Origin of the sequence: Neisseria subflava, from assembly GCF_003044645.1 — a bacterium.
Classification (GTDB): domain Bacteria; phylum Pseudomonadota; class Gammaproteobacteria; order Burkholderiales; family Neisseriaceae; genus Neisseria; species Neisseria subflava_B.
In genome coordinates, this window is the sequence record NZ_POXL01000002.1 from 136,391 (window position 1) to 148,785 (window position 12,395).

The 12,395-nt window shown below is 47.9% G+C and carries 10 protein-coding genes and 1 tRNA gene; 6 read left to right on the top strand and 5 right to left on the bottom strand.

The window, feature by feature from the left end:
• Positions 1 to 56 precede the first annotated feature (56 nt).
• The 4 genes from hisD to DBY97_RS02535 all read right to left on the bottom strand — a co-directional run bounded on the left by hisD (position 57) and on the right by DBY97_RS02535 (position 3,592).
• On the bottom strand, positions 57 to 1,349 hold the full coding sequence (gene hisD, locus DBY97_RS02520; RefSeq protein WP_070825920.1) for a histidinol dehydrogenase: 1,293 nt from the start codon (positions 1,347 to 1,349) through the stop codon (positions 57 to 59).
• Between the two features lie 71 nt (positions 1,350 to 1,420).
• A complete protein-coding gene (gene nfsA / locus DBY97_RS02525; protein WP_107857321.1) occupies positions 1,421 to 2,146 on the bottom strand; it encodes an oxygen-insensitive NADPH nitroreductase in 726 nt (241 codons plus the stop codon).
• 48 nt (positions 2,147 to 2,194) lie between these two features.
• Positions 2,195 to 2,848 carry an ATP phosphoribosyltransferase gene (hisG, locus tag DBY97_RS02530; RefSeq protein ID WP_101755857.1) on the bottom strand — a complete coding sequence of 218 codons (654 nt, stop codon included), beginning with the start codon at positions 2,846 to 2,848 and terminating at the stop codon, positions 2,195 to 2,197.
• 81 nt (positions 2,849 to 2,929) lie between these two features.
• On the bottom strand, positions 2,930 to 3,592 hold the full coding sequence (locus DBY97_RS02535; RefSeq protein WP_003680035.1) for an SCO family protein: 663 nt from the start codon (positions 3,590 to 3,592) through the stop codon (positions 2,930 to 2,932).
• A 284-nt stretch (positions 3,593 to 3,876) separates the two neighbouring features.
• Between DBY97_RS02535 and DBY97_RS02540 the strand changes: the two genes are divergently transcribed.
• The 6 genes from DBY97_RS02540 (at position 3,877) to porB (ending at position 9,572) form a co-directional block, all read left to right on the top strand.
• Positions 3,877 to 3,961: transfer RNA gene (locus tag DBY97_RS02540), tRNA-Leu, on the top strand.
• Positions 3,962 to 4,350: 389 nt separating this feature from the next.
• Positions 4,351 to 6,078 carry a biosynthetic-type acetolactate synthase large subunit gene (gene ilvB, locus DBY97_RS02545; protein ID WP_107857322.1) on the top strand — a complete coding sequence of 576 codons (1,728 nt, stop codon included), beginning with the start codon at positions 4,351 to 4,353 and terminating at the stop codon, positions 6,076 to 6,078.
• A 10-nt stretch (positions 6,079 to 6,088) separates the two neighbouring features.
• Complete coding sequence (gene ilvN / locus DBY97_RS02550; protein WP_003748480.1) at positions 6,089 to 6,580, top strand: acetolactate synthase small subunit; 492 nt, start codon at positions 6,089 to 6,091, stop codon at positions 6,578 to 6,580.
• 66 nt (positions 6,581 to 6,646) lie between these two features.
• Positions 6,647 to 6,940, top strand: a complete 294-nt coding sequence (locus tag DBY97_RS02555; RefSeq protein WP_107857323.1) for a putative quinol monooxygenase — start codon at positions 6,647 to 6,649, stop codon at positions 6,938 to 6,940.
• A 60-nt stretch (positions 6,941 to 7,000) separates the two neighbouring features.
• The gene (gene ilvC / locus DBY97_RS02560) at positions 7,001 to 8,014 is read left to right on the top strand and encodes a ketol-acid reductoisomerase (protein WP_049330739.1); all 1,014 of its coding nucleotides are present in this window, start codon (positions 7,001 to 7,003) and stop codon (positions 8,012 to 8,014) included.
• A gap of 388 nt (positions 8,015 to 8,402) precedes the next feature.
• Positions 8,403 to 9,572, top strand: a complete 1,170-nt coding sequence (gene porB / locus DBY97_RS02565) for a trimeric porin PorB (protein ID WP_107857324.1) — start codon at positions 8,403 to 8,405, stop codon at positions 9,570 to 9,572.
• Between the two features lie 186 nt (positions 9,573 to 9,758).
• Here porB and pepN read toward each other — a convergent pair whose 3' ends face one another.
• Positions 9,759 to 12,380, bottom strand: coding sequence for an aminopeptidase N (gene pepN, locus DBY97_RS02570; protein ID WP_107857325.1), 2,622 nt, complete (start codon positions 12,378 to 12,380; stop codon positions 9,759 to 9,761).
• Between the last annotated feature and the right edge of the window lie 15 nt (positions 12,381 to 12,395).

Genomic DNA, 12,395 nt, shown 5'->3' on the forward strand with positions numbered 1-12,395 from the left:
AAAAAGGGCATCTGTTTAGATGCCCTTTTAGATTTCTTACGACTTCAACGTTTCACTCAGTCTTTCAAACGGAACTCAGCCGCTCTGGCGTGCGCGGTCAAGCTTTCGCCATGCGCCAACACGCTGGCGGTTTTACCCAACTTCTGCGCGCCTTGTTCTGAAACCTGAATCAGACTGGAGCGTTTTTGGAAATCATATGTTCCCAAAGGAGAAGAGAAACGCGCCGTGCGGCTGGTCGGCAAAACGTGGTTGGGGCCTGCGCAATAGTCGCCAAGACTTTCACTGGTATAGCGTCCCATGAAAATAGCGCCGGCGTGGCGGATTTTTTTCGCCCACTCTTGCGGATTTTCGACCGACAGTTCCAAGTGTTCGGGAGAAATATAGTTGGCGATTTCACAGGCTTCGTCCAAATCTTTGGCCAAAATCATTGCACCGCGGTTGCCCAATGAAGCTTCAATAATCGCACGGCGCGGCATGGTTTCGATCAAGCGGTTCATGGCCGTCTGAACTTCGTCCAAATACGCTTGAGAAGTACCGATCAAAATCGCTTGTGCAATTTCATCGTGTTCCGCCTGACTGAACAAATCCATCGCCACCCAATCAGCAGGCGTCGTACCATCGGCAATCACCAAAATTTCAGACGGCCCTGCCACCATATCGATACCGACCACGCCGAACACGCGGCGTTTGGCCGCAGCGACAAAGGCATTGCCCGGGCCGGTAATCTTATCGACTTGAGGCACAGATTCCGTACCATAGGCCAAAGCCGCAACCGCCTGCGCGCCTCCGACCGTAAACACTTTAGTCACACCGGCCACAAAAGCAGCCGCCAACACAATATCGTTGCGCTCGCCTTTCGGAGTGGGAACGACCATGATGATTTCTTTCACGCCGGCAACGTGGGCAGGCATGGCGTTCATGATGACGGAACTTGGATAAGCGGCTTTACCGCCCGGAACATAAATACCGACACGGTCAAGCGGCGTAATTTGTTGACCCAAAAGCGTGCCATCTTCGTCTTCGTAAGTCCACGACTCCATTTTTTGGTGTTTATGGTAGCTTTCCACCCGTCTCGCGGCCGTTTTCAAGGCCGTCTGAATGTTTTCAGGCAAACGCTCAAAGGCAGACTGCAAATCGTCTTGCGTCAGAATTAAATCGTCGATGGTTTGAGCGGATGTGCCGTCAAAGCGGTTGGTGTATTCAATCAGCGCCGCATCGCCGCGTTTTTGAACATCGGCGCAGATGTCGGCAACAATACGGTCGATTTCAGGGTTTTGTGCGGTTTCAAAAGCGAGTAACGCTTTGAGTTCGGCTTGAAAATCAGGGGATTGGGTGTCGAGTTTCTTCATGGTTTGCTCTCTTCCTTGTTTCGTTCCTATTGTTTTCAGACGGCCTCAGCCACACATAGGCCGTCTGAGCATTATCTTTTCAAAAAACCTTTTTTCTGCAAAAACGCCAACATATGCGGCCGCACAGGATTGCCCAAGGTTTTGGCCAGCGATTCTTTCCAAGGTATCGGGCTACCCTTGCGTAACTCATAATAATCCGCTACTGCCTGATTATAGGCTTCAACCGCCTCGGCATTCAGGCTCGGACAAGCGTTTTCGGCATAGACCATTTCCTTAGGTAAGCGCGGCTTGAGCGGCGGATCTTGATCAGGATAACCGAGACACAGCCCCACCAAAGGCACGCAATAATCCGGTAGGCTCAATACGTCCGACACTTTTTGTGCATCATTTCGCAACGCACCGATATACACCCCGCCCAGCCCAAGCGATTCGGCGGCAAGCAATACGTTTTGCGCCATAATGCCTGCATCGACCGCACCAATCAGGGTAACTTCCGCCCAATCAATTTGTGCATCGGGAAACATTGCCTTGTGTTTGGAGAAATCGATGCAAAACAATAAAAATTCCGCACAATGGACAATATAAGGTGCGCTTCCAGCCGCTTCATGTATCCCTTGCCTCAGCGCAAGATCCGATACGCGAATAATGGAAACGCATTGCAGGTTGTTGGAAGTCGAAGCCTGCTGTCCGGCGCGAACCAGCGTATCGAGGATTTCATCGGCAATCGGTTCGGAAGTAAACCTGCGGATGGAACGATGGGAAAGAATCGGATCGAGTGTCGGTTTGCTTTGCATCATAACGGGGCTTTCAAACTGGGTTGGCAAACAGGTTTTACCAAAAACTTTTCAGACGGCCTTAGCGGCATTTTCAAATGCCTGAATAATCGGATTCAACAACGCATATTTGGTTTTCAAGGCAGCTTTGTTGACCACCAAGCGGCTGGAAATATCAGCCACATGTTCCACAGCTTCCAAACCATTGGCCTTCAATGTATTGCCGCTGGAAACCAAATCGACAATCGCGTCGCTCAAACCGACCAAAGGCGCAAGCTCCATCGATCCGTACAGTTTGATGATGTCCACATGCACACCCTTGCCGGCAAAATGTTCGGCGGCGATGTCGGGATATTTGGTGGCAATCCGCAAGCGGCTGCCGGGTTTGGACGCAGCGGCGTAATCAAAACCTTTTTTAACCGCAACCATCATGCGGCATGAGGCGATGTGCAAATCCAAAGGTTGATATAGGCCATCTCCGCCATGCTCGATCAGCACATCCTTACCGGCAATACCAAAATCCGCCGCACCATATTGCACATAAGTCGGCACATCGGTTGCGCGTACAATTACCAAACGGATATTGTCATGATTGGTACCAATAATCAGCTTGCGCGATTTTTCTGGCTCTTCCGCAGGCACAATACCTGCAGCAGCCAACAGCGGCAGGGTTTCCTCAAAAATCCGTCCTTTGGATAAAGCAATCGTTAAAAGTGTGTCGGTCATTTTTTCTTTTCCTTTGCCGTATCAAAAGCAAAAAGGCCGTCTGAAATCCACAACCCATTTCAGACGGCCTTAACTACGGTTTTACAATAAAGTTTTCACATCAGCCGCAATCGTTTCCGGCTCGCTGCCATAAGGCGAGAAAATCGCCACTTCGCCGTTTTTATCAATCAAATATGCACCTGAAGAGTGGTCGACCAAATAGTTTTCGCTGTCTTCTTTTTGGTTGACTTTAGCCGATACCACACGGTATTGCTGTTTGATGACAGGCAGGCTTTGATCGCCGGTAGCCGTCAGGCCGATAAAATCAGGGTTGAACTGTTTGGCGTATTTGCCGATTACTTCAGGCGTGTCGCGCTCAGGGTCGATGCTGACAAATACTACTTTCACGTCTTTAGCCTGATCGCCCAATTGTTTTAAAGTGTCGCTGTAAGTCAGCAACTCGGTTGGGCATACGTCAGGACAGTGGGTATAACCGAAAGACAGGATAACCACTTTGCCTTTCAAATCACTCAGGCTGAAAGGTTTGCCGTCGCCATCGGTCAATGTGAAATCGCCGCCAATATCTTCTTTGCGCATATCAGTACCACGCGCTTGCACTTTGGGTGCAGACTCACCGGAAGCAGCCGGTGCGGCAGAAGCGGCAGGTGTCGAAGAAGCCTCCTTGGCCTCCTCTTTAGGCTGACAAGCAGCCAGAGCAGCCAACGCAAAAGCACTGAGTAAGAAAGTTCGTGTAACGGAAAGCATAAATTTTCTCCAAAACCGTTTCAAATAAATAAGGCCAAACAACCACCCGGCCAGTATAAAAACAAAACATCTTCATATTAACGCGTTTGACACATTAAAAGTAGCCCTTTTTGAAGATAAATCCCGCTTTTTTTGTTTTAAAAATCTGCCTTCCATTTAGATAACCATCAAACGTAAAAAGTTTAATTCATTAAAAATCAAACAAATATAAAAATAATCCGATTTTTTTTCAATTACTGCTTTACAAGATTCGAGAACTCGCTATAATGACGACTTCTTCGCTAGCCCAGGTGGCGAAATTGGTAGACGCAGGGGACTCAAAATCCCCCGCCGCAAGGTGTGTCGGTTCGAGTCCGACCCTGGGCACCAAATTTAAAAAACCTCTTGATTTAGTCAAGAGGTTTTTTGCTATTCTTCATTTGCAAAAACCTTCTCCTTACTCAAACTGTCAACAATCCATCCACACCAAGATCAATAAAACTGCTTTTTTATTTCTTTAAAATCAACCTTCAATCTATTTTACCGTTTCAAATGTTAAAAGATGAAAGATTTTATCTTGATTGAACAGTCGGTTTGCGTTATCTTTTCTACTCTTTTTCACAAACTCTGTGTTCCTTTCCAATTGTTTGGACAGTCTGACTGTCGCCGTATTCCCTCAATGCGCGTACCCTAAATCGCTGCTTGGCGGAATTGCATTACAGGTGCTGTGGTGAGGCGGATTGTTCCTATTGGTTAGAAACCGCATAAAAGAGGTCAATATGCAATTATCAGGCGCACAAATCGTTGTGCAAAGTCTCAAAGCCGAAGGTGTTGAATACGTATTCGGCTATCCCGGTGGTGCGGTTATCGAAATCTACGATGCCATTTTCCAACTCAACAAATTCAAGCACATTCTGACCCGCCATGAGCAGGCAGCCGTACATGCGGCAGATGCCTATGCCCGCGTCAGCGGCAAAGTCGGCGTGGCCTTGGTAACTTCCGGCCCGGGCGTAACCAACGCATTGACCGGCATTGCTACCGCGTACAGTGATTCCATCCCCCTGGTCATCATCAGCGGCCAAGTGGGCAATTCCCTCATCGGTACAGATGCGTTCCAAGAAGTGGATACGGTCGGCATTACCCGCCCTTGTGTCAAACACAACTTCCTGGTTACCAATATTGGCGAGCTGGCTGATACGATTAAAAAAGCCTTCCAAATTGCCGCCAGCGGCCGTCCGGGCCCCGTTGTTGTCGATATTCCTAAAGATGTTACTCAAGCGATGGCCAAATTCAGCTATCCGCAAGAAGACATCTTCATCCGCTCTTACCAACCGGTTGTACAAGGTCACATCGGCCAAATCAAAAAAGCCGTACAAATGCTGGCTTCTGCCAAACGCCCCATCGTTTACTTCGGCGGCGGCGTGGTATTGGGCAATGCCTCCGAGGAAATGACCCAATTTATCCGCATGACCGGCGTACCCTGTACCGGCACATTAATGGGTTTGGGTGCCTATCCTTCCAGCGACCGCCAATTCTTGGGCATGTTGGGCATGCATGGCACTTACGAGGCCAATTTGGCGATGCAAAATGCAGACGTCGTTTTGGCAATCGGTGCGCGCTTTGACGACCGCGTTGTTTCTGTACCGTCAAAATTCTTGGACAAACCAAAAAAAATCATCCATATCGACATCGACCCGTCCAGCATTGCCAAACGCGTTAAAGTGGACATTCCGATTGTCGGCGATGTCAAAAACGTATTGACCGAAATAATTCATCTGTGGGGCAAACAAGAAACTTCGCCTTCAGCCGACTCATTGGACAAATGGTGGAAAAACATCGAAGAATGGCGTTCGCACAACTGCCTGTGGTTTGAAAATGACAGCGAAATCATCAAACCGCAATACGTTGTTCAAAAACTGGCAGAAATTACCAAAAACTCAGCCATTATTACTTCCGACGTTGGCCAACACCAAATGTTTGCCGCTCAATATTATCCATTCGAGCGTCCTCGCCAATGGCTCAATTCCGGCGGTCTGGGTACGATGGGTGTAGGCCTGCCTTACGCCCTCGGTGCCAAACTGGCGGCTCCGGAACAAGACGTCTTCTGTATCACAGGCGAGGGCTCTATTCAAATGAATATCCAAGAGCTGTCCACCTGCTTCCAATATAATGTCCCCATCAATGTCGTTACATTAAACAATGGCTATTTGGGTATGGTTCGCCAATGGCAGGAGCTGTATTATGGCAACCGCGAATCGGAAACCTATTTCGATTCATTGCCCGACTTTGTCAAACTGGCCGAATCCTACGGCCATATCGGCATCCGTGTGGACAAAAAATCCGACGTCGAAGGCGCCTTGTTGGAAGCATTAAACCAAAAAGACCGTTTGGTATTCCTCGACTTTTTGACAGACAAGAAACAAAACGTACTGCCTATGGTCGGCAACGGCAAAGGTTTGGATGAAATGGTTCTGCCGCCGCATATGCGCGATATTGCAAAAGCGTAAGGAGAAAGAAATGCGACATATCTTATCTATTCTGATGGAAAACGAATCAGGTGCGATGAGCCGTGTGGTAGGTTTGTTCTCCGCACGCGATTACAACATCGACTCCCTGGCCGTAGCCCCAACCGAAGACAAAACCTTGTCCCGTATGACCATTGTTACCCACGGCGATGAGCACGTCATCGAGCAAATCACCAAACAACTCAACAAACTGATTGAAGTTGTCAAAGTGGTTGACTTGAACGAAAGCCGTTTTGTCGAACGCGAGCTGATGTTGGTAAAAGTCCGCGCCGTCGGCAAAGACCGCGACGAATTCCTGCGATTGACCGAAATCTACCGCGGCAGCGTCATTGATGTAACAGACCGCAGCTACACCATCGAAATCACAGGTTCTACCGAAAAACTCGACTCTTTCCTCGAAACAGTCGGTCGCGCTCAAATTTTGGAAACCGTACGCACAGGCGCAGCCGGTATCGGTCGTGGCGAGCGTATTTTGAAAATTTAACGCTGTATCGTTCAGACGGCTTGTTACTTTCAACCAAGGCCGTCTGAAAAACAGCAGGAGACAAACATGTCAAGCATCCAAATCGTTGCATTAGTTACCGTCAAACCCGAATACACCGAGGCTCTGGCTGCCCAGTTTAAAGAATTGGTCAAAGCCAGCCGTGCAGAAGAAGGCAACATCAGCTACGACCTGCACCAAGAAATCGGAAAACCCAACCGTTTCGTATTCGTAGAAAATTGGAAATCCCAAGCAGCTATTGACGAACACAATGCCAGCGAACATTTCCAAAACTTCGTCAAATCCATCGAAGGAAAAACCGAAGCATTGGAAATCGTCTTGATGAACCAAGTCCCCGCTTAACCTCTATTACTTTTAACTCAACCCGGATTATCCGGAACCCTCTTACACTAAGGAAATAAAATGCAAGTTTATTACGATAAAGACGCTGACCTTTCTCTGATCAAAGGCAAAACCGTTGCCATCATCGGTTACGGTTCACAAGGTCACGCACACGCAGCAAACCTGAAAGATTCCGGCGTAAATGTCGTAATCGGTCTGCGCCAAGGCGGCTCTTGGAAAAAAGCCGAAGCAGCTGGCCACGACGTGCGCACCGTTGCTGAAGCAACCAAAGCAGCCGACGTTGTAATGATTCTGTTGCCTGACGAAAACCAACCTATCGTATACAAAAACGAAATTGAGCCTAACTTGAAAGAAGGCGCAGTATTGGCGTTTGCTCACGGCTTCAACGTTCACTACAACCAAATCGTACCTCGTGCCGACCTCGACGTTATCATGATCGCCCCTAAAGGCCCAGGTCACACTGTACGCAGCGAATTCCTGAAAGGCGGCGGCGTACCTTCCCTGATCGCCGTTTACCAAGATAAAAGCGGCAAAGCACGCGACATCGCCCTATCTTACGCCGCAGCCAACGGCGGTACCAAAGGCGGCGTGATTGAAACCAACTTCCGCGAAGAAACCGAAACCGACCTCTTCGGCGAACAAGCTGTATTGTGCGGTGGCGTGGTCGAATTGATCAAAACCGGCTTCGAAACCCTAACCGAAGCAGGCTACGCCCCAGAAATGGCCTACTTCGAATGCCTGCACGAAATGAAGCTCATTGTTGACCTGATTTACGAAGGCGGCATCGCCAACATGAACTACTCCATTTCCAACAATGCAGAGTACGGCGAATACGTAACCGGCGTCGAAGTCATCAACGACAAATCCCGCGAAGCCATGCGCAATGCCCTCAAACGCATCCAAACCGGCGAATACGCTAAAATGTTCATCCAAGAAGGTGCCGTCAACTATGCCAGCATGACAGCCCGTCGCCGTCTGACCGCCGACCACCAAATTGAAAAAGTCGGCGCTCAACTGCGTTCTATGATGCCTTGGATCGCTAAAAACAAACTGGTTGACCAAGACAAAAACTAATCTGCCTGTCAAACAAATGAAACCTGCCTGATCACTCAGGCAGGTTTTTTTATAATTTGAAAACCCAATACACTATAAATCTCACTCAACAAGGCCGTCTGAAAACAATATAAACGACATTTACTCCCCACCCTCAATAAGCCGTCTTTTATGGTTCGCCTAAAATTTCCTTTTAGAAAAACATATTACGAAACAAACAACCATTTCCCATACCAACTCTGTCTGCAAAAAACAACGTTTCCCAACAAAATACGCCTAAAACAAGAGGAAAATTTGTTTTCTTAAGCCATAACCTTTATATTATGGTCATGGAATCGTTGAAACAGAACGATATCGTAATAAGAAGAACGAATGCTCGCTTCTTCACACTTAAAAAAGGAAAACAGCAATGAAAAAATCCCTGATTGCCCTGACTCTGGCGGCTCTGCCTGTTGCAGCTATGGCTGACGTAACTCTGTACGGTCAAATTAAAGCTGGCGTTGAAGTATCCAAAGTAAAATTGGGTGAAAAAACTACCGAAGGATTAGTTGCCCAAGGAGTAAAGGCAACACGCAGCTCTAAAACTGCTACTGAAATCGCTGACTTCGGTTCACGCATCGGTTTCAAAGGCCATGAACATTTGGGTAACAATCTGAATGCTATCTGGCAAGTTGAACAAAAAACCTCTATCGCTGGTAGTGACTCTGGTTTTGCTAATCGCGAATCTTTCATCGGTTTGGAAGGCGGCTTCGGTAAAGTACGTGCCGGTAACTTGGACTCTACTGTTAAAAATACCAGCGACAATGTTGACCAATGGGAAAGCAGCAACGGTGCTTTGAACCTGTCTGTATTCACTCGTGTTGACGACAGTAAACGTGCAGTGTCTGTACGCTACGACAGCCCTGTATTTGCAGGCTTCAGCGCAAGCGTACAATATACTCCACGCGACAACGCCAACCCTGCTGACAAATATGACCACAACAAACCTTCTCGTGACACTTACTACGCTGGTTTGAACTACGAAAATTCTGGTTTCTTTGGTCAATACGCTGGTGGTTTCCGTAAAAATTCTGTAGACACTAAAGATGGTAACGTACAACGTTTGGTAGCTGGTTACGATGCCAACAACCTGTTCGTGTCTGTAGCCGGTCAATACGCTAAAAACTGGGAAACTTTGGGTGACTACGCCAAAGCCCAATCTAACGGCGTAGTAGATGCTGCTCATATGGCATATACTTCTGTAACTCCTTCAGGTAAAACAAAACAACTGAATACCGTATTTGGTACTGATGCTGCTTTAAATGACAAAGGTGTTGAAACTGTTGAAGTTGCTGCTACTGCCGCTTACCGCGCTGGTAACGTAACTCCTCGCGTTTCTTACGCTCATGGCTTCAAAGCTAAAGTTGACGGTAAAAAACTGAAAGGCACTCAATACGACCAAGTTATCGTTGGTGCTGACTACGACTTCTCTAAACGCACTACTGCTCTGGTTTCTGCCGGCTGGTTGCGTGGTGCTGAGTCTGGCCCTCACAAAGTTGAAACTATTTCTGGTTTGGTTGGCCTGCGTCACAAATTCTAATCTTCGGATTAGTATGAAAAAGAGCCTGTTTTATGCAGGCTCTTTTTTTATTCATATTCCCTACCCTCAACGAAAATTAATTTAAGTGTTGATATATAAAAAGGCCGTCTGAAACCAATCGGTTTCAGACGGCCTTTAGTCTATCTACCCCTATTGCCAAATGACAATAAGGTCAACAGACAAGCTTTATTTTTCATTTAAAATCTTACCGACAATCTCGCCCACATCTTTGGACAAACCTTCTTGTGCATGGATGCGTTGCAACTCTTTAGTCATAACGGCTTTGCGGTTGGCTTCCAATTTGTTGCAGATGTTGAAAGCCTGCACCAGTCGAGCGGCAACTTGCGGATTAAAGCGGTCAATTTCCATCACTTTATCTGCTACAAAGCGGTAGCCGCTGCCGTCTTCTGCATGGAAGTGCGGAATATTACGACTGAAGCTCATCAATAAAGAACGGGCTTTATTTGGGTTTTCAATACTGAACTTAGGATGATTCAAGGCCGTCTGAACTTGCTGTAAAGTATCTTTACGGCGACTTGAGGCAATCAGGGCAAAGTATTTGTCCATTACCAAAGCATCATCGGCGAATTTATCGGCAAATTGTGTCAACAAACGATCGCGGATTTCACTTTCATTGCTGTTGATTGCAGATAAGATACCCCATTCGTGGGTCATGTTTTGCGCCATTGCTTCGTAATTCTCCGCAACGTGCTCGATATGCGCAGCGTCAGCACGAAGGATAAATGCCCTGCAAGCATTACGCAAAGTGCGCCAGCCGGCCAATTCCGGGCTGTATTCATAACGAACAGCGGCATCGGCTTGGTTTTCTTGCTCGGCAGCCTGACGGTTCAACTCGCGCCATTGAGGCAGGAACTTGACGGCAACGGAATTGAGCAAGGCTTCACGCGCTTGATGAACCTGAATCGGGTCAATATTTTCTTCTTCCGCCCATACATCGGTTTCAGACGGCATTTGCAGCAAAATGGCACGGAATGCCGGATCAAAGTCACCGGAAACCACCAAAGCCAAAGCATCCATCAATGCTTTATGTTCCGGCAAAGGACGACCTTCCGCCAATGCCTGACGGTTGGCGTTAATGGCGCGATGATACAGGGTTTGAGCGGCCTCCCAACGGGCAAACTCATTTTCATCTGCTGCCAGCAAAGTGGCCAATTCTTGCTCGCTGTACGGATAGTTCAAGGTAACCGGTGCAGAGAAATCACGCAGCAGAGACGGGATAACCGGCTCATTGACGCCACCCAATACAAAAGTCTGCTCGGCTTCAGTCAATACCAAAACCGCCTCTTTCACCCGTTTGCCTTGATATTCAAACTCAACCGCTTCGCCTTTTTCGTTCAGCAAACCGGTTTTGACCGGAATCATCATCGGCTGCTTGTCCGTCATATCGGGCGTGGCCGGAATAGTTTGTTTGATGGTCAATTCAAATGCACCATCTTTCAGACGGCCTTGGGCATCTAAAACCGGTGTACCGGCTTGGCTGTACCACAAGGCGAACTGATCAAGATTGATACCGTTTGCGTCTGCCATTGCTGCACGGAAATCATCACAAGTCACAGCCTGACCGTCATGGCGTTGGAAATACAGCTTCATGCCTTTTTGGAAGCCCTCTTCCCCGAGCAAGGTGTGATACATGCGCACTACTTCCGCACCTTTTTCATAGACGGTCATGGTGTAGAAGTTGTTCATCTCCTCATAGCTGGCCGGGCGAACAGGATGCGCAGTCGGGCCTGCATCTTCAGGGAATTGGAACAAGCGTAGCATACGGACATTGTCGATACGGCGTACCACGCGGCTGGCCCGGTCGCCGGAAAACTCTTGATCGCGGAATACAGTCAAACCTTCTTTCAGCGACAATTGGAACCAATCGCGGCAGGTCACGCGGTTGCCCGTCCAGTTGTGGAAATATTCGTGTCCGACAACAGATTCAATGCCTTCAAAGTCGGTATCGGTCGCGGTACGGCTGTTGGCCAGCACAAACTTGGTGTTGAAAATATTCAAACCTTTGTTTTCCATCGCGCCCATATTGAAATCGCCCACGGCAACGACCATGAAAATATCCAAGTCGTATTCCAAACCGAAACGTGTTTCGTCCCATTTCATCGCATTTTTCAACGATTCCACGGCAAAACCGACTTTAGGTTTGTCTGTCTCAGTGGTGTAGAACTCGATTTTGACCTTACGGCCGCTCATGGTCGTAAAATAATCTTCCGTTACCGCCAAATCGCCTGCTACCAAAGCAAAGAGATAGCTCGGTTTGGCAAACGGATCTTCCCATTTCACCCAATGACGGCCGTCTGAAAACTCGCCGCCATCGATTTTATTGCCGTTAGACAACAACACCGGATAGCGTTTTTTGTCTGCAACGATGGTGGTGGTAAATTTAGACATGACATCCGGACGGTCAATATAGAACGTAATTTTGCGGAAACCTTCCGGTTCGCATTGGGTAAACAGGTTGCCGCCGGAAGCATACAGACCCATCAGAGATTTGTTCTCAGCCGGCAAAATTTCGGTTTCTACTTCCAGCGTGAAGTTTTCAGACGGCACGCCTGCAATCGTCAGTTTTTCGTCTTCCAACACATAATCTACGGCCTGGCCGTTTACTTTCACAGACAGCAGTTTTGCCGAACCATCCAATACCAACGGCTCCCCTGCTCTTTCAGGTTGAACGGTCAGACTGGATTTGACGATAGTTTGCGGTTCTAAAATATCGAAATGCAGGTCGGTTTTCAGAATACGGTACGCTGGCGCGGCGTAGTCTTTCAAATAATGGATGGTTTTGCTCATTTGTTCTCTTTCAGA

What these genes read in the sequence shown, in the direction of transcription:
- hisD (WP_070825920.1), bottom strand. Translation starts at nt 1,349, where the DNA reads ATGAAGAAACTCGACACCCAATCCCCTGATTTTCAAGCCGAACTCAAA.
- nfsA (WP_107857321.1), bottom strand. Translation starts at nt 2,146, where the DNA reads ATGATGCAAAGCAAACCGACACTCGATCCGATTCTTTCCCATCGTTCC.
- hisG (WP_101755857.1), bottom strand. Translation starts at nt 2,848, where the DNA reads ATGACCGACACACTTTTAACGATTGCTTTATCCAAAGGACGGATTTTT.
- DBY97_RS02535 (WP_003680035.1), bottom strand. Translation starts at nt 3,592, where the DNA reads ATGCTTTCCGTTACACGAACTTTCTTACTCAGTGCTTTTGCGTTGGCT.
- ilvB (WP_107857322.1), top strand. Translation starts at nt 4,351, where the DNA reads ATGCAATTATCAGGCGCACAAATCGTTGTGCAAAGTCTCAAAGCCGAA.
- ilvN (WP_003748480.1), top strand. Translation starts at nt 6,089, where the DNA reads ATGCGACATATCTTATCTATTCTGATGGAAAACGAATCAGGTGCGATG.
- DBY97_RS02555 (WP_107857323.1), top strand. Translation starts at nt 6,647, where the DNA reads ATGTCAAGCATCCAAATCGTTGCATTAGTTACCGTCAAACCCGAATAC.
- ilvC (WP_049330739.1), top strand. Translation starts at nt 7,001, where the DNA reads ATGCAAGTTTATTACGATAAAGACGCTGACCTTTCTCTGATCAAAGGC.
- porB (WP_107857324.1), top strand. Translation starts at nt 8,403, where the DNA reads ATGAAAAAATCCCTGATTGCCCTGACTCTGGCGGCTCTGCCTGTTGCA.
- pepN (WP_107857325.1), bottom strand. Translation starts at nt 12,380, where the DNA reads ATGAGCAAAACCATCCATTATTTGAAAGACTACGCCGCGCCAGCGTAC.